Here is a 20,363-nt window from a genome sequence, read left to right on the forward strand (position 1 = left end):
TTGCAGCATCCCAGCAAACCTGTCTATTTGGGGGTACGGCCATGTTTCCGGAAGATCTGTACTTCATGGTTCTCTTCGCCATAGCGGTGCTGACCCTTGATGTGGCAGCCATCATGCTCTATCGCAGTGCCAAGCCCTGACCCGCGTTTGGGGACTTTCACCCTGAACCGGGTTTTGGTCTACAGTGCTGGGACGTCTCTGGTGTAAGGAAACAGCTATGACAATGCGTCGATTGGCAGTTGTCGCTACCGCCATTGCGCTGGCATCAGGGCCAGTGCTCACTTATGCCGACCCGGGTAATGGTAAAGGGCAGGGCCATGGGAAGGACAAGGGCCAGCATGGTCAAGGCCACGGCGGTTCGTATGGTGGCCCGTCGATAAACCGTGGCGATGTGCTTGGCATTATTGACGGGCACCGTGGCTACTGGAGCCCTGGGCCGGCGCTGCCCCCTGGCATTCAGAAGAACCTGGCCCGTGGCAAACCACTGCCGCCGGGTATCGCCAAGAAGCTCGATGGCAGGCTGCTGGGGCAGCTCCCTCATTACGATGGCTATGAATGGATGCAGGCGGGGGCGGACCTGATCCTGGTGGCAGTCGCTACGGGGATCATCTACGAGGTGCTCAACGGCGCGCTGGATTGACGTCAGGCGCAGGTGTCGGCGGGCGCCGTCAATTGTAGGAGCGGCCTTGTGTCGCGATGGGCTGCAAAGCAGCCCCCCGGCAGGCGACGCGGAGGCTGGCATCGGCTGCGCCGGTGTTCGCGGGTGAACCCGCTCCCACAGTGTTCTCGATAGCCCCCGTCCGTTGCCAGCAAGCCGCTGGAGCGCGTGCCTTCCGTTTGCGGTTTGGCCAGTGGTGCACCTGTAATACGGAAAAAGCTGCGACCCTATTGGCAGATGCACTTTCCAGCCTTCACTCACCCAGGCGACTGGCAGAAATATCAGTTGCGGCCCGTGCAGCGAGACTTTGGTTGATTGGTAAGCCAATACAAACCCCCGTTAGAATGCAGCGTATCCTTGATGGCCAATTGCAAATGTCTACGTTTCGTCTCTTTCTGTCCGCTGTAATGATCACCGGCCTTGCCGGCTGCGCGACCCCTGGCAAACCCACTGCCAGCAAACTGACCCACAAATCGCCCCAGCACTACGCCGCCTGCGTATTACCCAAGTGGCAAGCGCTGGCGCCCCAGGCCACGCAGAAATCGATTGCCCACGGCTACCGGTTGACGGCCCCCAGCGCCGTGGCATCCGATGATGTGCTGGACGTAGTCGACTCCCGCGAGGGCAGCCGCGCGACTTTCTACAAGGGCAGCTTCCTGTCTGGTGACAAATTGCGCCAGGCTGCCAGGGAATGCCTGGACTGACTCAGTAACCCGAGCCGCTGGAGCCGCCCATGCTCGGCAGGCGGGCCCTGCGCTGGGCATTGCTCCACTCGGCGCAGGTCATGAAAGCGGTATTGTCCACTTTGCCGGTGCCATCGAAACTGACGCTATAGGGGTGGCGGTTGTCGGCCTTGGTCAGCATGTAGTCGAAACAGGTGCCGGGTACCACGGTGCGTTCGGTCTCGGCATCAGGCTTGCCGCCGACCTGCATGACCTGGTCTCGGCTCATGCCGTTGGCGACTTTCGCCACCAGCGGCTGGTCGTGGTACAGCGCGGAGTTGGACGAGCAGGCAGAAAGCGCTGCCAGTGCAAGGACCAGCGCGTGAAATGGTTTGTTCATGGCCGTGCTCCGGTAGAGGACGCCGATGAAGGCAGGTGCTCCCAGCGCGAATGTGCGACCCCTGGCTTTGCGATCACACCATCAGTCCGCTCGGCTTTTCATCATACGCCTGTACTGCCGCACCCGCAGTAACGTGCAGCCTTGCTCAAGCAACAAGGCGCGCAAGGGCGACGCATGCGCCTTGGGCCGGCTTCCGGCCGCCAGGCGGCGCATCTGCAATTTCACCAGGGCCATGTAGGCCAGTGCGGCAAAGGCCTTGCGCTTCCAGCGAATGGGCTGCAGTTCGGCGGTTGCCGTCGGCTCGCCGTTCTGCCAGCGCCGGGGCAGGGCAGGCTCGACTGCCAACGCCGTGGCAATCCCCGCCATGGCCACACCGCTGGCCAGCACCTGCTCGACCACCGGCAACCGCCGGATACCGCCGGTGACCATCACCGGCATCTTCGCGATGGCGGCGATTCCTCTGGCAAACTCCAGGAAGTAGGCCTCCCGAGCCAGGGTGCGCCCATCGCGGGCATTACCCTGCATTGCCGGTGCCTCATAGCTACCGCCCGACAGCTCCACCAGGTCCACCGGCAATTCATTCAGCCACAGCACTACCTGGCGCGCATCCGCCGGTTCGAAACCGCCGCGCTGGAAATCCGCCGAATTCAGTTTCACTGCCACGGCGAAACCGGGCGAAACCACCTCACGCACGGCCTTGACCACCTCCAGCAGCAACCGCGCGCGATTTTCCAGGCTGCCACCCCAGCGATCCTGGCGCTGGTTGCTCAGTGGCGAAAGAAACTGGCTCAGCAGGTAACCGTGGGCAGCGTGGATCTGTACGCCACTGAAACCAGCTTCTTCAGCCAGCGCCGCAGTGCGGGCGAAGCGCTGGATCAACGCGCCAATCTCGGCTTCGTCCAGTGCCTTAGGCAGGGGGAACAGCTTGGACAAACCGCCCATGTCCAGGGCAATGGCCGAAGGCGCCACAGTGGGCTGGCCAAGGTTGGCCTGCATCTGCCGCCCCGGGTGGTTGATCTGCATCCAGAACTGCGCGCCTTGGGCGCGGCCGATGCGCGCCCAGTCGCGAAAACGTTGCAGTGGCTGGCTGGCATCGAGCACCACGCCTCCTGGACCGGTCATGGCGCCGGGGTCGACCATCACGTTACCGGTCAGCAACAGCCCGGCACCGCCCTCGGCCCAAGCCTGGTAAAGGCGCAGCAACTGGTTGGAAGGGGTCTGGTCCGGGTTGGCCAGATTTTCCTCCATCGCCGCCTTGGCGATGCGGTTGGGGATGACACTGCCATTGGGCAGGTGCAGGGGCTGGAACGGCGTCATGGCGATCTCCGGAAAGGGTTGCCACGCATCGGTATTTGCGCGCGTGGGCTAGGTTCGGGAGAAGGCTAAGGTTAAAGTCAGCTTTAAGGTCAAGAGGGGAATACTGCCGCAATGAAAATTGGTGAACTGGCGCGACGCACGGGGCTTAGTGCATCGCGTATCCGCTTTTACGAAGCCAGCGGACTGATTGCTGCCCGGCGCCTGGGCAATGGTTACCGGGATTACCCGGAGCAGGTGGTGCGGGCGCTGGAGATCATCACCTGCGGCCAGCAGGCCGGGTTCAGCCTGGAAGAAATGCGCAAACTCACCGACGCCTCAGGGGCTGCGGCGGGTGGGCATGATCTGTTGCTAGGCAGCCTCAAGCGCAAGGTGGCGGAGATCGAAGTGATGCAGCAGCGGTTGGCGCACAGCCGCGCGCAGTTGCTGGCGGTAATTGCGGGCATGGAAGACAAGCCGCAAGGGATGGATTGCGAGGAGAATGCCCAGCGCCTGATTGCCGGTTGGCAGCAGGGCTAGCCCACGAACACGTGCCCCCCTGTAGGAGCGGCCTTGTGTCGCGATGGGCTGCGTAGCGGCCCCGGCAATCTGTGCATCAACGCAAGACCCGGGGGCTGCTGCGCAGCCCATCGCGACACAAGGCCGCTCCTACAGGGATCGCGCAGGCGTCTGGATTCTGGGTAAGACAGCGCGCCCGCGATCAGCCTGCATCACCGCGTTTGTTCATCTGTTCGCACTGCACCAGTGCATCCGTCCTGCTTGGATAACTGGGCTTGAGCCGCTCCTTCGCTTGGTTATCGTAAATGTCGAAACCCCCACAAACGGTAGCGGCGTAATAGCGGCTACCCACGCGGAACGATTCCTTTTCGATCGGTACAGCGGGAACGATAACGAATCTTGGTTGCATTTTTCGTGCCTCCCCAGGCAGAGATTTAAGTATTAGTCTGACCATGGATAACCATCAAGGAGACTCATGAATAAAACTCGGTTTTCGTGATCGGCAGGTCGACAGCTGTACTGTCATCAAATGAAAACCCGCTGTCGTCCGATGCGAAGCGCCCCACACACCAAGGGCATACAGTCCAGTCACACAGAACTGACGCCATGCGTCCAGATCGATGATTGGAGAGACAAGCATGTCCAAAGTCGTACGTTTCCATCAGACCGGTGGCCCCGAGGTGCTGCGCTACGAGGACGCCGAGGTCGGCGAGCCAGGCCCGGGGCAGGTGCGCTTGCGCCAGGTGGCGGTGGGCCTGAACTATGCCGATACCTATTTCCGCAACGGCACCTACCCGATCCCGTTGCCCAACGGCATTGGCGTGGAAGCGGCCGGCGTGGTCGAGGCGCTGGGCGAGGGCGTGACCCAGGTGGCGGTCGGTGACCGGGTCACCTATACCGGCTTCCTCAACACCCTGGGCGCTTACTGCACCGAGCGCCTGATCCCCGCGGCCGCGCTGATCAAGCTGCCGGATACCATCGCTTTCGAAACCGCCGCCGCCATGACCATGCGCGGCCTGACCTCCGCCTACCTGCTGCGTCGGCTCCATGACTTCAAACCCGGCGACAGCGTGCTGCTGCATGCTGCCGCTGGCGGGGTCGGCCTGATCGTCGCGCAGTGGGCGCAGTTGCTGGGGCTGAACGTGATCGGCACGGTGTCCACCGAGGCCAAGGCCGAAGTGGCTCGCGCCCATGGCTGCAACCACGTAATCAACTACAGCGCCGAGGACGTTGCCACGCGCGTGCGTGAACTGACCGATGGGGTAGGGGTGAACGTGGTGTTCGACAGCGTTGGCAAGAACACCTTCATGGGCTCGCTCGATGCGCTCAAGCGCCGCGGCCTGATGGTCTGCGTCGGTACGGCGTCGGGCACCATCCCGCCGTTCGACCCGCAGTTGCTGGCGATCAAGGGTTCGCTGCAGCTCACCCGCCCGGCGCTGGCCGACTTCATCGCCGACCCGGCGGAGAAGGCCGACCTGGCCGGCGAGCTGTTCGATCACGTTGGCAGCGGGCGCATCCGTATCGAGATCAACCAGCATTACGCACTGCAGGATGCCGTCCAGGCACACCGTGACCTGGAAGCGCGCAAGACCACCGGCTCGTCGATCTTCGTCATCTGAAGAGGGCAACAGCATGCACATCGAACAACTGACCTGCGCGATCGGTGCCGAAGTAAGTGGGGTCAACCTGGCCGACGCGATCCACGACGACGACCTGTTCGCCCAGCTTCGCGCGCAGTTGCTCCGGCACCGTGTGCTGTTCCTGCGCGACCAGCACTTCAGCCGCGCCGAACACGTGGCTTTCGCCCGCCGCTTCGGTGACCTGGAGGACCACCCGGTGGCCGGCAGCGACCCGGAGCATCCGGGCCTGGTACAGATCTACAAGCGCCCCGACCAGCCCAACGACCGCTATGAAAATGCCTGGCACACCGACGCCACCTGGCGCGAGGCACCGCCGATGGGCTGTGTGCTGCGCTGCATCGAATGCCCGCCCGTGGGCGGCGACACGATGTGGGCGAACATGGTGCTGGCCTATGAAAACCTGCCAGGCGATGTGAAGGCCAAGATCGAAGGCCTGCGCGCCCGTCACAGCATCGAGGCCAGCTTTGGCGCCGCCATGCCGCTGGAAAAACGCCTGGCGCTGAAGGCGCAGTTCCCTGATGCCGAGCACCCGGTGGTGCGCACCCACCCGGAAACCGGTGAGCAGGTGCTGTTCGTCAACGCTTTCACCACCCATTTCAGCAACTACCACACCCCGCAGCGGGTGCGCTTCGGGCAGGACGCCAACCCCGGTGCCAGCGACCTGCTGCGTTACCTGATAAGCCAGGCCTACCTGCCGGAGTACCAGGTGCGCTGGCGCTGGAAGCCCAACAGCGTGGCGATCTGGGACAACCGCAGCACACAGCATTACGCCGTCATGGACTACCCGCCGTGCCACCGCAAGATGGAACGCGCCGGGATCAAGGGCAGCACCACGTTCTGAGTTCGTCGCCATCGCTGGCGGCAACCGCACAATAACAATAGCGAGGACTACAGCATGCAATTCTTCGACGATTCGTTGCACCCGGAAAACATGGAAAAGGTGGTGATCACCGTTGCTCCCTATGGCCCGGAGTGGATGCCCGAAGACTTCCCTGAAGACATTCCCCTGACCATGGATGAGCAGGTGCAGAAGGCCGTCGACTGCTTTGATGCCGGTGCCACGGTATTGCACCTGCACGTGCGCGAACTGGATGGCAAGGGCTCCAAGCGCCTTTCCAAGTTCAACGAGCTGATCGCCGGGGTGCGCGAAGCGGTGCCGGACATGATCATCCAGGTTGGCGGGTCGATTTCCTTTGCTCCGGAAGGCGAAGGCGAGGCGGCCAAGTGGCTGTCGGACGACACCAGGCACATGCTCGCCGAGCTGACGCCGCGCCCCGACCAGGTGACCGTGGCCATCAACACCACGCAGATGAACATCATGGAGTTGCTGTACCCCGAGTACCTGGAAGGCACCTCGCTGGCCAGCCCGGCGATTCATGCCGCGTACAGCGAGATGACCGTGCCGGCCGGCCCGGCCTGGGTCCGCGAGCACCTGCGCCGCCTGCAGGCCAGCAACATCCAGCCGCATTTCCAGCTGACCGGCATGCATGCCCTGGAGACGCTCGAGCGCATCGTCCGCCGTGGTGACTACATGGGCCCGCTGAACCTGACCTGGATCGGCATTGGCGGCGGCTTCGACGGCCCCAACCCGTTCAACTTCTTCAACTTCATCCACCGCGCGCCGGACGGTTGCACCCTGACCGCCGAATCGTTGCTGAAGAACGTGCTGCCGTTCAACACCATGGCCCTGGCCATGGGCCTGCACCCACGCTGCGGCAACGAAGACACCATCATCGACCAGCATGGCAAGCGCTTTACCTCGGTGCAGCAGATCCAGCAGACCGTGCGTGTGGCCCATGAGCTGGGCCGCGAGATTGCCAGCGGCAAGGAAGCACGCGCCATTTACCGCATCGGGCAGCAGTACGACAGCATCGAGCAGACCCTCAAGGCCAACGGCATGGCGCCGAATCGCCAGCCGGGCGTGAAGGGCGTGCCGCAGCGCGGCTGATGCTGGTACGGCAGGCCCGGCCTCTTCGCGGGCATGCCCGCTCCCACAGGTGCGGCACTGGCCCAAAGGTCGACGCTGTCCCTGTGGGAGCGGGCGAGCCCGCGAAGAGGCCCGCAAAAGCAACATGAATGTTGGCTGTAACCCATAACAACAAGAACAACCTCACGCCCCGCACCCAAGGAGGCAACATGGCCACCTATCTCGCCAGTGCCGAAGATTCCGGCACCGACACCGCCCACAGCGTCCCCCGGCGCTATGCCTGGGTGGTCTTCGCCCTGACCTTTGGCCTGTTGATCTCCGACTACATGTCGCGCCAGGTGCTCAACGCGGTGTTCCCGCTGCTCAAGGGCGAATGGGCATTGAGCGACAGCCAGCTCGGCCTGCTCAGCGGTATCGTCGCGCTGATGGTCGGCCTGCTGACCTTCCCGCTGTCGCTGCTGGCCGACCGCTTCGGCCGGGTGCGCAGCCTGGTGCTGATGGCGGTTCTGTGGAGCCTGGCCACCCTCGGCTGCGCCCTGGCGGAAAACTACCCGCAAATGTTCATCGCGCGGTTTCTGGTCGGGGTAGGCGAAGCTGCCTACGGCAGCGTCGGCATCGCCGTGGTGGTCGCCGTGTTCCCCCGCGACATGCGCTCGACCCTGGCCGGCGCGTTCATGGCCGGTGGCATGTTCGGCTCGGTGCTGGGCATGGCCCTGGGCGGTGTACTGGCCCAGCACCTGGGCTGGCGCTGGGCATTCGCCGGCATGGCGCTGTTCGGCCTGGTGCTGGCGATGCTGTACCCGCTGATCGTCAAGGAGGCGCGTATTGCGCCTCGATGCACGCAGCAGTCGCAAGGCAAGGCCGGCCGCCCGTTGCGCACCCTGTACAGCAGCCGCTCGGTCATCGCGGCCTACGTCGGCAGCGGGCTGCAGCTGTTCGTTGGCGGCACCGTGATGGTATGGATGCCCAGCTACCTGAACCGCTATTACGCCATGGGCACCGACCGCGCCGGGGCGATTGCCGCAGTCATCGTGCTGTGCAGCGGCATCGGCATGATCCTCTGCGCCATGCTCTGTGACCGCCTCGGGCGGCAGCGCCCGGACCGCAAGATCAGCCTGGCCATCGCCTACTGCCTGGGCAGTTGCGCGCTGTTGTCCCTCGCTTTCGCGCTGCCAGCCGGAACTGCCCAACTGGTGCTGATCTGCCTGGGCATGATGATCGCCGCCGGCACCAACGGCCCGTCCAGTGCCATGGTCGCCAACCTCACCCACGCCTCGGTGCACGGCACCGCGTTTGCCACCCTGACCCTGGCCAACAACCTGTTGGGCCTGGCGACCGGGCCGCTGATCACCGGGCGCGTTTCCGACCTGGTCGGCCTGCATGCCGCCTTCCAGCTGGTGCCGCTGATGAGCATCGGCGCTGCGGCGGTGTTTTTCCTCGCCAAACGTCATTACCACCGCGACATGGACCGTCTGCATGCACCGGCACACGACACTGCCGACCCACCCCGGGAGTTGAAACCGTGAAACAGCTGTTGTCCGTCGAAGTGTTCTTCGATTTCGTCTGCCCGTGGTGCCTGATTGGCCAGCGGCACCTGCAGGCCGCCCTGTTGCTGTTGCAGCGCGAACAGCCGCAAGTGCAGGTACAACTGCAATGGCGAGGTGTGCAGTTGTTGCCTGGCTTGCCAGCCGGTGGCGTGCCGTTTCATGCCTTCTATCTGCAACGCCTGGGCAGCGAGGAGGCGGTACGCGAGCGCCAGGCCCAGGTGCGCGCCGCTGCCCGTGTGGTAGGCGAGGACATCGACTTCTCGCGTATTCGCCGCATGCCCAACACCGGCAATGCCCATCGGCTGCTGCAACGGGCTGCTCAGTTGCTGGAAGCAGCGCAACTGGAAGCCTTGCTGGCACGTCTGTTCATCGCCTATTTCCACCAGGGGCGCGACCTGGGGGATAGCCGCACCTTGCTCGACATCGCCCAATGTTGCGGGCTGGATACCGCGCAGGTCATCGACTGCCTGCGTGAGGACGGCAGCCCGTTCCTCGATGGGGCCGGGCGCGCTGGCAGTGCCGTGCCGCGTTTTCGTTTCAATCATGGGCCGCTCATCGCGGGTGCACAGCCTGCCGAGGTGCTGTATGCGGCCATGACCGAAGCGCTGCAAGAGGTCGAGAGGGCGTGACCCGACGTATTGCATTGGCCCCCCATCAGGTGCCGGAACGTGGCGGCCGTGTGCTGTTGGCCTGCGAAGGGCGCAGCGTGGCGCTGTTCAACGTTGCCGACTCGCTCTATGCCATCGAAGACAGCTGCCCGCACCAGGGCGCGTCGTTGTGCGGCGGCCGGCTGGAAGGCCGTGTCATCCAGTGCTGCGCGCATGGCCTGCGCTTTGACCTGGCCAGCGGCTACCTGGTCAATTCCAGGGCTTTGAAGGTTACCAGCTACCCGGTCGAGCAGCAGGGCGGTCAGGTCTACATCGTATTTGACGGTGAGGAAGCGGGACAATGAATACACTGGCACTTGGCGCTACCCATCAGCGTATTCGCACCCTCTCACCGTAATCGGCGTGTCGGCGCTGTCGACCCTGGCGTTGATGGTGGGGGAGAGCGTGTTTCTTGTGCTTTTGGTGCTGGCGTTGATGCACTGGGGCCTTGCCTGACTGCTTGACGCGGTCGATTGTAGGAGCGGCCGTATCAGGTTCAAGCTAAAGCCCTTGATCATCCCGCTGTGCCCGCCAACTGGCCGGCGGCATGCCGAACTGGGCGATGAACCAGCGGGTGAACGAACTTGGCATCGAATAACCCAGCATGTCGGCGATACGCCCCAGCGAATAGCCGGGGTTCTCCAGGTAGCGCATCACCAGGTCACGGCGCACGCTGTTGATCAGGTCCTTGAAGGTCAACCCGCTTTCTTCCAGGCGACGCTGCAGGGTGCGCACGTTCATGCCCTGGGTCTGTGCCACCTGCTCGATGGTGGCACGGCCCATGGGCAGCAGCAGGTAGATGGTCTTGCGCAACTCCAGCTCCAGGGACGGCGTGCCGCCCGCTGGCAGGCTGTCCAGATAGCGTTGCGCCAGGCGCGCCATGGCCTCGTTGGCCTGCGGGCTGGCGGTGTCGAGGTCGGCGGCCGGGCAGACGATACCGTTGAACTCGCTGCCGAACACCAACGTGCAGCCGAAAATGCGCCGGTGGGTGGCCAGGTCGGCAGGAGGCGCGTGGGTGAAGTTGGCGCTGATCGGGTGCCAATGCGCACCCAGCAGCGCCGCGCACAGGCGCATCATCACGCCGATTGCCAGCTCGGTGGCCTGGCGGCTGCAGGGCGCGCGTTCGTTGATCACTTCCTCGCGAATGACCACGGTCTTGCCGGCTTCCTCGATATGAATGGCCAGTGCGTCATTGAGCAGGTGACGGTATTGCACGATCACCTGCAGTGCATCACGCAGGGTGCGTTGGTGGCTGAGCAGCAAGCTGATTTCGCCGAAGTCCGACAGTTGCCGCAATTCGGCCATGCGCAGGCCGAAGCTTTCGCAGCGGCTGGCGTTGGCGGAGGCTTCCAGCAAGGCGATGACGCTGGCAACCGGAATACGCCTGTTGGGGGCTTCGAGCAACGCGGCGCTTAGGCCAACCTGTGCCAACAGCGCTTGGGGATTGAGGCCCAGGTGGCGAGACACCTCAAGGTAGTTGGTCAAGCTGGCGGCACGGACTAGGGCAGGCATTTTTTTTGTTTTCCATGCGGTTTCTTGTTGTTGGGTATGCCGACATGCGTTTTGTGTCTTATAGCCTGCGTGTCATGAATTGAAAAGCAAAGCCCCGTCATGGCCATTGTCATCAAATGAAAAGCCCCTGACGCCCAATGTGAAGCACCCGGTGGGTGGGCTGTTTACTGTGAACCTCAAGAGCTACACCGCACTCGAGGTTCACCGTGGAAAAACTGCAAACCACCGCCACCGTGCTGATCGTCCCCGGCCTGCGCGACCATGTCGCCGAACACTGGCAGACCCTGCTCGCAGGCCGCCTGGCCAAGGTACGCAGCGTCCCGCCGCTGCAAGTCGACGGCCTGAGCTGCACGGCCCGGGTCGAGGCGATCCAGCGCGAACTGGGCCAGATCGATGGTGAGGTGATCCTGGTGGCGCACAGCGCTGGCGTGTTGATGGTCGCCCACTGGGCGGCGCGCTACCGGCGGCCGATCAAGGGTGCATTGCTGGTGGCACCGCCCGACCTGAACGCGCCATGGCCGGCCCACTACCCAAGCCCGGCCAGCCTGGTCGAGCACGGCTGGTCGCCATTGCCACAGCAGCCGTTGCCGTTCCCCAGCATTGTCGCGGCCAGTAGCAACGACCACCTGGCCAGCTTTGCCGCAGCCAGCACCCTGGCCCAAGGCTGGGGTAGTGAACTGGTCGCACTGGGGGCCGTCGGCCACCTCAACCCGGCCTCCGGCTTCGGCCCCTGGCCGCAGGCCGAGGCCTTCATCCTGCGACTGGACCAGCCCAACCTGCAATAGCGCATGGACGCCCCAGCCACGCTCGCAAAAGACGGGCGGCGAAAAGAACAATAACAATACGTGGAGCCATCGTAATGCCAGAACACCGCATTCACCGTGCTGTGAAACCACAGCGCTGCCTGCTCGCCTGCGCCATCGGGCTGCTCACGCTGCCCGCCGCCCAGGCGTTCGAAGTCGATACCGGTAATGAAAACTGGGCCGTGCGCTTCGACAACACCGTCAAGTACAACTACGGCGTACGCACCGAAAGCGCCGACAAGCGCATGCTAGGTACGCCCAACAGCAACGACGGTGACTACAACTTCCGCAAGGCCGGCACCAACATCACCAACAGGGTCGACCTGCTGACCGAACTGGACGTGGTCTACCAGGGCAACACCGGGTTGCGCGTCAGCACCGCCAGCTGGTACGACAAGGCCTATGACAACACCGGCTCCAATAGCAACCCGTTCGTCAACGGCAACGGTGACCAGTCCGGCATCAACCCCAGCCTCAATGGCCTGCCCGGCACCGGTGTGCCGCTGGGCAGCCCGCACCTGAGCAACTACGCCCAGCGTTACTACAGCGGCCCGTCCGGTGAAGTGCTGGATGCCTTCGTGTTCTTCAGCCGTGAAGTCGGCGAGGCCTCGCAGGTCAGCGCCAAGCTGGGCCAGCACAACCTGTTCTGGGGTGAAACCCTGCTCAACCCGGTGCACTCGCTAAGCTATGGCCAGTCGGGCCTCGACCTGGCCAAGCTGGCTGCCTCGCCGGGCACCGAGGCCAAGGAGCTGTTCGTACCGCGCAACCAGCTGTCGACCTCGTTCCTGGTCAACTCCGAACTGACCCTGGGCGCCCAGTACTTCTTCGACTGGGACGCCGCCCGCCTGCCCGAAGCCGGTACCTACTATGGCGGCTCGGACGTGGTAGGCGAGGGCGCCCAAAGCTTCCTGCTCGGCCACACCGGCTCCCCGGGGCTGATCCCGGTGCGCGGTGCGCTGACCACCATCCGCCGTGGCCATGACCTGAACCCCGGCAAGAGCGGCGACTGGGGCATCATGGCCAAGTGGTCGCCCGAGTGGCTGGGCGGCACCCTCGGTTTCTACTACCGCAAGACCTCCGAGATCCTCCCACAGGCCTGGCTCGACGCACGCGGCATGACCGTCGCCAACGGCCCGTTCGGCAACCCGCCGGGCAGCCGCCAAGGTGCAGTCGGCAACCTGTACAACTCGCTGCAAAGCACTACCTACCAGTTCGCCTACTCCGATGACATCGACATCTATGGCCTGAGCCTGTCCAAGGATGTGGGCGGCATCAGTGTCGGCAGCGACCTGAACATTCGCCACAACATGCCGCTGGCGAGCATCCCGGCAATCGTCAGCGCCCCCGGCCAGGGTGGCCTGGGTGGTGGCTTCGGCCTGCTACCGGCACGCCTGCCCAGCAGCGGGGTGATCTACGACGTACCCAAGGATGGCGACGGCCTGAGCGCCACCGGCGACACCCTGCACTGGACCTTGAACGGCCTGATGACCATTGGCGATACGCCGCTGTTCGATTCGGCAACCCTGCTCGGCGAGCTGTTCTACAGCAACCTGCTCAAGCTCGATAGCCACAACGAGGCCTTGTACAAGGGCAAGAGCAGCTACCGCGGTATCGACAAGGCCACCCGCGACAACTGGGGCATCGCCGTCAACTTCACCCCTACCTGGTACCAGGTGCTGCCAGGCATGGACCTGAGCATGCCGCTATCGGTCAACGTCGGCCTCGACGGCGTGTCGCCGGTGCAGGGCGGTGGCGCCGAGAACACTGGCAACTATGCGGTGGGCGTGAGCGCCGCGATCTACAACCAGTACTTCGTCGACCTCAAGTACGTCGACAGTTTCGGTGAGACCAAGGCCTGCAAGGACGGCCAGACCGACGGCAGCACCCCCAACGCCCTGGACGGCGAACAGGATTACACCTGCTACGGCGGCGGCTACGCCTCCTTCTCCGGCGGTGGTGCCAACACCGAGGACCGTGGCGCCCTGTACCTGACCGTCAAGACGACCTTCTGAGTCATGTTTCCTACAGCCTGCACAGGAAGACAACCATCATGAATTTCGTACGTACCCTGCTGGCCTCGTGCCTGTCACTGGCCGCCCTGAACGCTGCACAGGCCGCTGTTTCCACTGATCAGGCGGCGCGCCTGGGCACCAGCCTGACCGTCATCGGCGCGGAGAAGGCCGGCAACGCCGATGGCTCGATCCCGGCCTACCAGGGCGGCCTGCTGACGCCGCCAGCCAGCTACCAGAGCGGCGCCAGCATGCGCCCCGACCCGTTCGCCAGCGACAAGCCGCTGCTGGTCATCGATGGCAAGAACGCCGAGCAGTACAAGGGCCAGTTGACCGCCACCACCCTGGAGCTGCTCAAGCGCTACCCCAGCTACCGCGTCGATGTGTACCCGACCCACCGTAGCGTGGCGCTGCCGCAAGCGGTGCTCGACAACACCCGCAAGAACGCCACCGGCGCCAACAGCAAGGAGGGCGGCACTGCGGTAGACAACGTGCTGCCGGGCATCCCGTTCCCCATTCCGCAGAACGGCGCCGAGGCCATGTGGAACTTCCTGCTGCGCTATCAGGGCGTGAGCATGACTGCCAAGTACGACTCGTGGAACGTCGACGCTGCTGGCAAACCATCGCTGTCGACCACCGGCAAGGCCAATATCAGCTACCCGATATACGAAGACATGGCCAAGCCGATCGGTGCCAAGGACACCTACTACCAGATGAAGCTGGTGTACACCGGGCCCGCACGCCGTGCCGGCGAAGCAATGATGCTGCGCGACGCCGCCAACCCGCTGGTGCAACCACGCAGCGCCTGGCAGTACCTGCCGGGTCAGCGCCGGGTCAAGCTGGCGCCGAACCTGGCCTACGACACGCCCAACCCGGGCACCTCGGGTTCGGGCACCTACGATGATGTGTTCGTTTTCAACGGTGCGCTGGACCGCTACGACTGGACCCTGGTCGGCAAGCAGGAAATGTACGTGCCGTACAACACCTATCAGCTGACCTACAACACCGACGTCAAGCAGGTGATCACCCCCAACCACCTGGCGCCGCAGTTCGTGCGTTGGGAGAAGCACCGGGTGTGGGTGGTGGAAGGCAAGCTCAAGGACGGTGCGCGCCATATCTACCACAAGCGCCGCTTCTACCTCGATGAAGACAGCTGGATCGCTCTGGCCTCGGACCAGTACGACGCCCGTGGCCAGTTGTACCGCGGCTCGTTCGCCTTCCTCACCCAGAGCTACGACAAACAGACCCCGGACGCCACGCCCTTCATGATCTACGACCTGATCGGCGGCACCTACAACCTCAATGGCGTAGTCGGTGCCTACGGCGGCATCCGCTACATCGACCCGCTGTCGAAAACCCAGTGGTCGCCCGAGTCGCTGGCCGGCAGCGGCATTCGCTGAGCGCACGGAGCAGAGGTGGCAATGTCTGTCTTCAAACGATGCAGCGTGGTAGTTCTGGCCTGGGCCGCGCTGCAGGGCGCGGCCCAGGCTGCGCCCTTCACCGATGTGCTGGACCTGCCCGCCATGCCCAGCGCCCTTGTCGCCAGCAGCGCCTTGCGCGATGTAACCCTGGCTGGCCAGCGCCTGGTCGCGGTGGGCCCGCGTGGGCACATCCTGTACTCCGACGACCATGGCACACACTGGCAGCAGGCCCAGGTGCCGGTCAGCGCCGATCTTAATGCCGTGAGCTTCGCCACGCCCGAGCTCGGCTGGGCGGTTGGCCACGATGGCGTGGTGCTGCACAGCCGTGATGGCGGCGTGCACTGGCAGAAGCAGCTGGATGGCCGGGCGCTGGCCGAGCAACTGCCGGGCACAGGTAGCGACAATGCCTTGCTCGACGTTTGGTTCGGCGATGCCCGCAATGGCTATGCGGTCGGCGTGTTCAACCTGCTGTTGCGCACCGTTGATGGCGGTGAGCACTGGCAGCCCTGGCTCGACCACAGCGATAACCCCCAAGGCCTGCACCTGACCAGCCTGGCCGCGGTGGGTGACGAGCTGTACATCACCGGCGAGCAAGGCCTGCTGCTGAAGCAGGACGGTGAGCGTTTCAGCCGTGTCGAGACACCCTACGCCGGCACACTGTTCGGTGCTGTCGGCAAGCCTGGCGTACTGCTGGTCTACGGCTTGCGTGGGCATGCCTACCGCAGTACCGACGGCGGCCGGCAATGGCAACCTGTCAGCACGGGTGTGAACACCAGCCTCACCGCCGCCGGTGTCGACCGTGACGGCCAGCTATGGCTGGCCAGCCAGGCTGGCGACCTGCTGCTCAGCCGGGATGATGGCGCAAGCTTCAGCCCGGTGCCGCAAAGCGCCCGTGGCCCGGTGACCGCGCTCGCCACCGATACCGGCAACGGCCTGGTCCTGGTGGGCGAGCGGGGCGTGCGCAACCAGGCCGGCAACCCCACGCTGCACCCATAACAAGAGAAGACCCTGATGGCCGCAACCCGCCAAGACCCCCTGCCGGTAATCCGCAACCTCGACGATTTCGACCCACGCTCGGGCAATTGCCTGGAGCGCCTGGTGTTTAACCATCGCCTGCCGTTCCTGCTGTGCATGCTGCTGGCGACCCTGGTACTGGGCTACATGGCGCTGACCCGCCTGGAGCTGCGCCCCAGCTTCGACAAGATGCTGCCGCAGAGCCACCCCTACATCCAGAACTACCTGGAAAACCGCCCATCACTGCGTGGCCTGGGCAATGCGGTGCGGGTGGTAGTGGAGAACACCCAGGGCGACATCTTCGACCCGGGCTACCTGCAGACCCTGCGTCACATCAACGACGAGCTGTTCCTCAGCCAGGGCGTGGACCGGGCCTGGGTGAAGTCGCTGTGGAGCCCTGCGGTGCGCTGGACCGAGGTGACCGAGGAAGGCTTCCAGGGCGGCCCGGTGATGCCCGACGGCTACCAGGGCGCTACGGGTGACATCGAGCAGCTGCGGCAGAACATCGAGCGCGCCAACATCGTCGGCAGCCTGGTGGCGCGGGACTTCAAGTCGAGCATGCTGGTCGTGCCGCTGCTCGACCAGGATTCGGCCACCGGCAAGGGCCTCGACTACCACGCCTTCTCGCAGAAGCTCGAGCAACTGCGCAGCCAGTACCAGGCCAGCGGCCAGTACCGCATCCATGTGATCGGCTTTGCCAAGCTGATGGGCGACCTGATCGACGGGCTGATCCAGGTGATGGCGTTCTTCGCCCTGGCGGTGCTGACCAGCCTGCTGATCATCTACTGCTACACCCGTTGCCTGCGCAGCACCCTGCTGGTGGTGCTGTGTTCACTGACCGCAGTGGTGTGGCAGCTGGGCATCGTGGCCTGGCTGGGCTACGCCATCGACCCGTATTCGATCCTGGTGCCATTCCTGATCTTTGCCATCGGCGTATCCCACGCGGCGCAGAAGATGAACGGCATCCTTCAGGACATCGGCCGTGGCACCCACCGTCAGGTGGCAGCGCGCTATACCTTCCGCCGCCTGTTCGTGGCCGGGGTGACTGCATTGCTGGCCGATGCGGTGGGCTTTGCCGTGCTGATGCTGATCGACATACCGGTGATTCAGGACCTGGCGATCACCGCCAGCATCGGCGTGGCGGTGCTGATCTTCACCTCGCTGCTGCTGATGCCGGTGGCGCTGTCTTATGTTGGCGTGGGCCGCAGGGCCGCTGAACGAGCCCTGGCTATCGATGCGCGCTGGGGCCTTCGCGGGCACGCCCGCTCCCACGGGGACGGCGCGATACCTGTGGGAGCGGGCATGCCCGCGAAGGGCTGCAACGCAGCCCCAATCAACCTGTGGGACCTGCTCGACCACTTCACCGAACGCAAATGGGCCAGCGTCGCACTGCTGGTGGCGCTGGCCCTGGGCGCCTTCGGTATCTGGGGCAGCCTGCAACTGAAAATCGGCGACCTCGACAGCGGTGCCCCCGAGTTGCGCGCCGACTCCCGCTATAACCTCGACAATGCCTACATCACCCAGCACTACGCGCTGTCCAGCGATACCTTCGCGGTGATGGTCAAGACCGCTCCGGAAGGGTGCCTGCAATACCAGACACTGGTGCTTGCCGACCGCCTGGCCTGGGAGCTGCAGCAATTGCCGGGTGTGCAGACCACCGTGTCGCTGGCCAATGCCGTGCGCCAGATCACCGCCGGCACCTACGAAGGCAACCCGCGCCTGAACAGCCTGCAGCGCAACCAGGACGTGCTCAACTACGCCGCCCAGCAGGCATCGGTCAACGCCCCTGAGTTGTTCAACAACGATTGCTCGCTGATGCCGGTAATCGCCTACCTAAAGGACCATCGCGCCGACACCCTGGCCCAGGTGGCCGCCGTGGCAGAGCGTTTTGCCCAGGCCAACAGCAGCACCGAACAGCAGTTCCTGCTGGCCGCCGGCAGCGCCGGTATCGAGGCCGCCACCAATGTGGTAGTCAGCGAGGCCAACCACCGCATGCTGTTGCTGGTGTACCTGGCAGTCACGCTGTTCTGCCTGTTCACCTTCCGTAGCTGGCGCGCCACGCTGGTGGCGATCCTGCCGTTGATGCTCACCTCGGTACTGTGCGAGGCGTTGATGGTAGCCATGGGCATTGGCGTCAAGGTCGCCACCTTGCCGGTGATCGCACTGGGCGTAGGCATCGGCGTGGACTACGCGCTGTACCTGCTCAGCGTGCAACTGCACTACCAACGCGCCGGGCTGAGCCTGGCCCAGGCCTACCAGAAAGCCGTGGCCTTCACCGGCCGGGTGGTCGGGCTTGTCGGCATCACCCTGGCAGCCGGCGTGGTCGGCTGGGCGTGGTCGCCGATCAAGTTCCAGGCCGACATGGGCCTGCTGCTGACCTTCATGTTTCTGTGGAACATGCTCGGCGCGCTGGTGTTGATCCCTGCGCTGTCGCATTTCCTCCTGCGTGGCCAGGCCGCCCCGGCACCTGCCGAGGCCCAGGCCACGTCGCTTCCGCAAACCCAAGAAACCGAGTGTTCGCCTCATGTCTGATTACCTTCCGCCACTGCGCGACATGGATTTTCTGTTCAACGAAGTGTTCGACATCCCGGCCTGGTGGGCGCAAACGCCCGCGCTGGCCGAGCAGGTCGATGGGGATACTGCCCGGGCCGTGCTCGAACAGGCCGGCCGGCTGATTGCCGAGGTGGTGGCGCCACTCAACCGCAGTGGTGACGAGCAGGGTTGCCGCTGGGAGGCGGGCCAGGTACGTACCCCCGATGGCTTCGCCGATGCCTACCGGGCATTCGCCGCAGATGGCTGGGTGGGTGTGGCTGGTGCCCCGGAATATGGGGGGATGGGCATGCCGAAAGTGATCGGCGCCCAGCTCGAAGAAATGCTCAATGCCGCCAACCTGTCGTTCGGCCTGTACCCGATGCTGACCGCCGGGGCCTGCCTGGCGCTGCTCAACCATGCCAGTGAGTCGTTGAAGGCGTTGTACCTGCCGCCCATGTACCAAGGGCGCTGGGCCGGTTCGATGTGCCTGACCGAGCCGCACGCTGGCACTGACCTGGGCCTGATTCGCACCCGCGCCGAGCCGGTTGCCGATGGCAGCTACGGCATCAGCGGGACCAAGATCTTCATCACAGGCGGTGAGCAGGACCTGACCGAGAACATCATCCACCTGGTGCTGGCGCGGCTGCCGGATGCGCCAGCCGGGCCCAAGGGCATCTCGCTGTTCCTGGTGCCCAAGGTGCTGGTTGACGCCGACGGCGTGCTGGGCGAGGCCAACGCGGTGAGTTGCGGGTCGATCGAGCACAAGATGGGCATCAAGGCCTCGGCCACCTGTGTGATGAACTTCGACGGTGCAATCGGCTACCTGATCGGCGAGCCGAACAAGGGCCTCAACGCGATGTTCACCATGATGAACTACGAGCGCCTGGGCGTAGGTATCCAGGGCCTGGCCCTGGGCGAACGCTCCTACCAGGGTGCCATCGCCTATGCCCGTGATCGCCAGCAGGGGCGTGCGCCGACCGGCGCCGAAGCGCCGGGGCAAGCCGCTGACCCGATCATCGTCCACCCGGACGTGCGGCGCATGCTGCTGACCATGAAAGCGCTGAACGAAGGCGGGCGGGCATTCTCCACCTATGTGGCACTGCAGCTGGACCTGGCCAAGTACAGCGAGGCCCCGGTCGCACGCGCCCAGGCCGAGGCCAAGGTGGCGTTGCTCACACCGGTGGCCAAGGCCTTCCTTACCGACATGGGGCTGGAAACCACCGTGCACGGCCAGCAGGTGCTGGGCGGTCATGGCTATATCCGCGAGTGGGGTCAGGAGCAGTTGATCCGCGACTGCCGCATCACCCAGATCTACGAGGGCACCAACGGCATCCAGGCCCTCGACCTGGTGGGGCGCAAACTGTTTGCCGATGGCGGCCAGGCCTATCGCAGCGTGTCCGAGGAAATTACCGCCTTTGCCAAGATGCTGCCTGCGGCGTGCGCCGAGTTCGGTGCGCCGCTGCTGGCTGCCGTGCGCAACCTCGACGAGCTCACCGCCTGGTTGCTCGACCGCGCCCAGAGCAACCCGCGCGAGCTTGGCGCGGCAGCGGTGGAGTACCTGCAGGTGTTTGGCTACACCTTCTACGCCTACCTGTGGGCACGCATGGCCGTGGTATGCCAGTGTCATGCGGCCCCCGAGCCGTTCCACCTTGGCAAGCTGGGCACCGCGCGGTTCTACTTTGCCCGCCTGCTGCCACGCATTCATTCGCTGAGCGCCAGTGTGAGGGCCGGTAGCGACTGCCTGTACCTGCTCGAGGCCGGGCAACTGTGAGGGCCGCC

The 20,363-nt window shown here is 64.5% G+C and carries 19 protein-coding genes; 15 read left to right on the top strand and 4 right to left on the bottom strand.

Annotated features, from left to right (window positions below):
- Positions 1-217 precede the first annotated feature (217 nt).
- Positions 218-640 (top strand): anti-virulence regulator CigR family protein, encoded by a 423-nt coding sequence (locus CAF92_RS01900; protein ID WP_085598814.1) that lies wholly within the window; start codon positions 218-220, stop codon positions 638-640.
- A 362-nt stretch (positions 641-1,002) separates the two neighbouring features.
- Complete coding sequence (locus CAF92_RS01905; protein ID WP_085598816.1) at positions 1,003-1,362, top strand: hypothetical protein; 360 nt, start codon at positions 1,003-1,005, stop codon at positions 1,360-1,362.
- Between the two features lies 1 nt (position 1,363).
- On the opposite strand, the gene osmE is transcribed toward CAF92_RS01905, so the two are convergent.
- A complete protein-coding gene (gene osmE, locus CAF92_RS01910) occupies positions 1,364-1,720 on the bottom strand; it encodes an osmotically-inducible lipoprotein OsmE (RefSeq protein WP_085598818.1) in 357 nt (118 codons plus the stop codon).
- 81 nt (positions 1,721-1,801) lie between these two features.
- Positions 1,802-3,037 carry an NADH:flavin oxidoreductase/NADH oxidase family protein gene (locus tag CAF92_RS01915; protein WP_085598820.1) on the bottom strand — a complete coding sequence of 412 codons (1,236 nt, stop codon included), beginning with the start codon at positions 3,035-3,037 and terminating at the stop codon, positions 1,802-1,804.
- A gap of 111 nt (positions 3,038-3,148) precedes the next feature.
- On the opposite strand from CAF92_RS01915, the gene CAF92_RS01920 reads away from it, so the two are divergent.
- The gene (locus tag CAF92_RS01920) at positions 3,149-3,553 is read left to right on the top strand and encodes a MerR family transcriptional regulator (protein ID WP_085598822.1); all 405 of its coding nucleotides are present in this window, start codon (positions 3,149-3,151) and stop codon (positions 3,551-3,553) included.
- 181 nt (positions 3,554-3,734) lie between these two features.
- Here the strand turns inward: CAF92_RS01920 and CAF92_RS27575 are convergent, their stop codons facing one another.
- On the bottom strand, positions 3,735-3,941 hold the full coding sequence (locus CAF92_RS27575) for a hypothetical protein (protein ID WP_080958527.1): 207 nt from the start codon (positions 3,939-3,941) through the stop codon (positions 3,735-3,737).
- Positions 3,942-4,170: 229 nt separating this feature from the next.
- Here CAF92_RS27575 and CAF92_RS01930 point away from each other — a divergent pair, with 229 nt between their 5' ends.
- The 6 genes from CAF92_RS01930 (at position 4,171) to CAF92_RS01955 (ending at position 9,598) form a co-directional block, all read left to right on the top strand.
- Positions 4,171-5,151, top strand: a complete 981-nt coding sequence (locus CAF92_RS01930) for a quinone oxidoreductase (protein WP_085598824.1) — start codon at positions 4,171-4,173, stop codon at positions 5,149-5,151.
- A gap of 13 nt (positions 5,152-5,164) precedes the next feature.
- The gene (locus CAF92_RS01935; RefSeq protein ID WP_085598826.1) at positions 5,165-6,013 is read left to right on the top strand and encodes a TauD/TfdA family dioxygenase; all 849 of its coding nucleotides are present in this window, start codon (positions 5,165-5,167) and stop codon (positions 6,011-6,013) included.
- Between the two features lie 54 nt (positions 6,014-6,067).
- On the top strand, positions 6,068-7,120 hold the full coding sequence (locus CAF92_RS01940; protein ID WP_085598828.1) for a 3-keto-5-aminohexanoate cleavage protein: 1,053 nt from the start codon (positions 6,068-6,070) through the stop codon (positions 7,118-7,120).
- A gap of 188 nt (positions 7,121-7,308) precedes the next feature.
- Positions 7,309-8,625, top strand: coding sequence for an MFS transporter (locus tag CAF92_RS01945; RefSeq protein WP_085598830.1), 1,317 nt, complete (start codon positions 7,309-7,311; stop codon positions 8,623-8,625).
- A complete protein-coding gene (locus tag CAF92_RS01950) occupies positions 8,622-9,275 on the top strand; it encodes a DsbA family oxidoreductase (protein ID WP_085598832.1) in 654 nt (217 codons plus the stop codon). Before CAF92_RS01945 ends, CAF92_RS01950 begins: the two co-directional genes overlap by 4 nt.
- Positions 9,272-9,598 carry a Rieske 2Fe-2S domain-containing protein gene (locus CAF92_RS01955; RefSeq protein ID WP_085598834.1) on the top strand — a complete coding sequence of 109 codons (327 nt, stop codon included), beginning with the start codon at positions 9,272-9,274 and terminating at the stop codon, positions 9,596-9,598. Before CAF92_RS01950 ends, CAF92_RS01955 begins: the two co-directional genes overlap by 4 nt.
- A gap of 196 nt (positions 9,599-9,794) precedes the next feature.
- On the opposite strand, the gene CAF92_RS01960 is transcribed toward CAF92_RS01955, so the two are convergent.
- The gene (locus tag CAF92_RS01960) at positions 9,795-10,805 is read right to left on the bottom strand and encodes an AraC family transcriptional regulator (protein ID WP_085598836.1); all 1,011 of its coding nucleotides are present in this window, start codon (positions 10,803-10,805) and stop codon (positions 9,795-9,797) included.
- Between the two features lie 206 nt (positions 10,806-11,011).
- Between CAF92_RS01960 and CAF92_RS01965 the strand changes: the two genes are divergently transcribed.
- From CAF92_RS01965 to CAF92_RS01990, 6 genes are all read left to right on the top strand, one after another.
- A complete protein-coding gene (locus CAF92_RS01965; RefSeq protein ID WP_085598838.1) occupies positions 11,012-11,590 on the top strand; it encodes an alpha/beta hydrolase in 579 nt (192 codons plus the stop codon).
- Positions 11,591-11,664: 74 nt separating this feature from the next.
- Positions 11,665-13,620, top strand: coding sequence for a DUF1302 domain-containing protein (locus CAF92_RS01970; protein ID WP_085598840.1), 1,956 nt, complete (start codon positions 11,665-11,667; stop codon positions 13,618-13,620).
- A gap of 38 nt (positions 13,621-13,658) precedes the next feature.
- Positions 13,659-15,017: a DUF1329 domain-containing protein gene (locus tag CAF92_RS01975; protein ID WP_085598842.1), complete on the top strand. Its 1,359-nt coding sequence runs from the start codon at positions 13,659-13,661 to the stop codon at positions 15,015-15,017.
- Between the two features lie 21 nt (positions 15,018-15,038).
- A complete protein-coding gene (locus CAF92_RS01980; RefSeq protein ID WP_085598844.1) occupies positions 15,039-16,034 on the top strand; it encodes a YCF48-related protein in 996 nt (331 codons plus the stop codon).
- A gap of 15 nt (positions 16,035-16,049) precedes the next feature.
- Positions 16,050-18,584, top strand: a complete 2,535-nt coding sequence (locus tag CAF92_RS01985; RefSeq protein WP_085598846.1) for an RND family transporter — start codon at positions 16,050-16,052, stop codon at positions 18,582-18,584.
- Complete coding sequence (locus tag CAF92_RS01990) at positions 18,577-20,355, top strand: acyl-CoA dehydrogenase C-terminal domain-containing protein (protein ID WP_085598848.1); 1,779 nt, start codon at positions 18,577-18,579, stop codon at positions 20,353-20,355. The genes CAF92_RS01985 and CAF92_RS01990 overlap by 8 nt, the downstream gene beginning before the upstream one ends.
- Positions 20,356-20,363 lie beyond the last annotated feature (8 nt).

This window comes from Pseudomonas sp. B10(2017) (genome assembly GCF_002113295.1).
Taxonomy (GTDB): Bacteria; Pseudomonadota; Gammaproteobacteria; order Pseudomonadales; family Pseudomonadaceae; genus Aquipseudomonas; species Aquipseudomonas pudica.

What these genes read in the sequence shown, in the direction of transcription:
- CAF92_RS01900 (WP_085598814.1), top strand. Translation starts at nt 218, where the DNA reads ATGACAATGCGTCGATTGGCAGTTGTCGCTACCGCCATTGCGCTGGCA.
- CAF92_RS01905 (WP_085598816.1), top strand. Translation starts at nt 1,003, where the DNA reads ATGCAGCGTATCCTTGATGGCCAATTGCAAATGTCTACGTTTCGTCTC.
- osmE (WP_085598818.1), bottom strand. Translation starts at nt 1,720, where the DNA reads ATGAACAAACCATTTCACGCGCTGGTCCTTGCACTGGCAGCGCTTTCT.
- CAF92_RS01915 (WP_085598820.1), bottom strand. Translation starts at nt 3,037, where the DNA reads ATGACGCCGTTCCAGCCCCTGCACCTGCCCAATGGCAGTGTCATCCCC.
- CAF92_RS01920 (WP_085598822.1), top strand. Translation starts at nt 3,149, where the DNA reads ATGAAAATTGGTGAACTGGCGCGACGCACGGGGCTTAGTGCATCGCGT.
- CAF92_RS27575 (WP_080958527.1), bottom strand. Translation starts at nt 3,941, where the DNA reads ATGCAACCAAGATTCGTTATCGTTCCCGCTGTACCGATCGAAAAGGAA.
- CAF92_RS01930 (WP_085598824.1), top strand. Translation starts at nt 4,171, where the DNA reads ATGTCCAAAGTCGTACGTTTCCATCAGACCGGTGGCCCCGAGGTGCTG.
- CAF92_RS01935 (WP_085598826.1), top strand. Translation starts at nt 5,165, where the DNA reads ATGCACATCGAACAACTGACCTGCGCGATCGGTGCCGAAGTAAGTGGG.
- CAF92_RS01940 (WP_085598828.1), top strand. Translation starts at nt 6,068, where the DNA reads ATGCAATTCTTCGACGATTCGTTGCACCCGGAAAACATGGAAAAGGTG.
- CAF92_RS01945 (WP_085598830.1), top strand. Translation starts at nt 7,309, where the DNA reads ATGGCCACCTATCTCGCCAGTGCCGAAGATTCCGGCACCGACACCGCC.
- CAF92_RS01960 (WP_085598836.1), bottom strand. Translation starts at nt 10,805, where the DNA reads ATGCCTGCCCTAGTCCGTGCCGCCAGCTTGACCAACTACCTTGAGGTG.
- CAF92_RS01970 (WP_085598840.1), top strand. Translation starts at nt 11,665, where the DNA reads ATGCCAGAACACCGCATTCACCGTGCTGTGAAACCACAGCGCTGCCTG.
- CAF92_RS01975 (WP_085598842.1), top strand. Translation starts at nt 13,659, where the DNA reads ATGAATTTCGTACGTACCCTGCTGGCCTCGTGCCTGTCACTGGCCGCC.
- CAF92_RS01980 (WP_085598844.1), top strand. Translation starts at nt 15,039, where the DNA reads ATGTCTGTCTTCAAACGATGCAGCGTGGTAGTTCTGGCCTGGGCCGCG.
- CAF92_RS01985 (WP_085598846.1), top strand. Translation starts at nt 16,050, where the DNA reads ATGGCCGCAACCCGCCAAGACCCCCTGCCGGTAATCCGCAACCTCGAC.
- CAF92_RS01990 (WP_085598848.1), top strand. Translation starts at nt 18,577, where the DNA reads ATGTCTGATTACCTTCCGCCACTGCGCGACATGGATTTTCTGTTCAAC.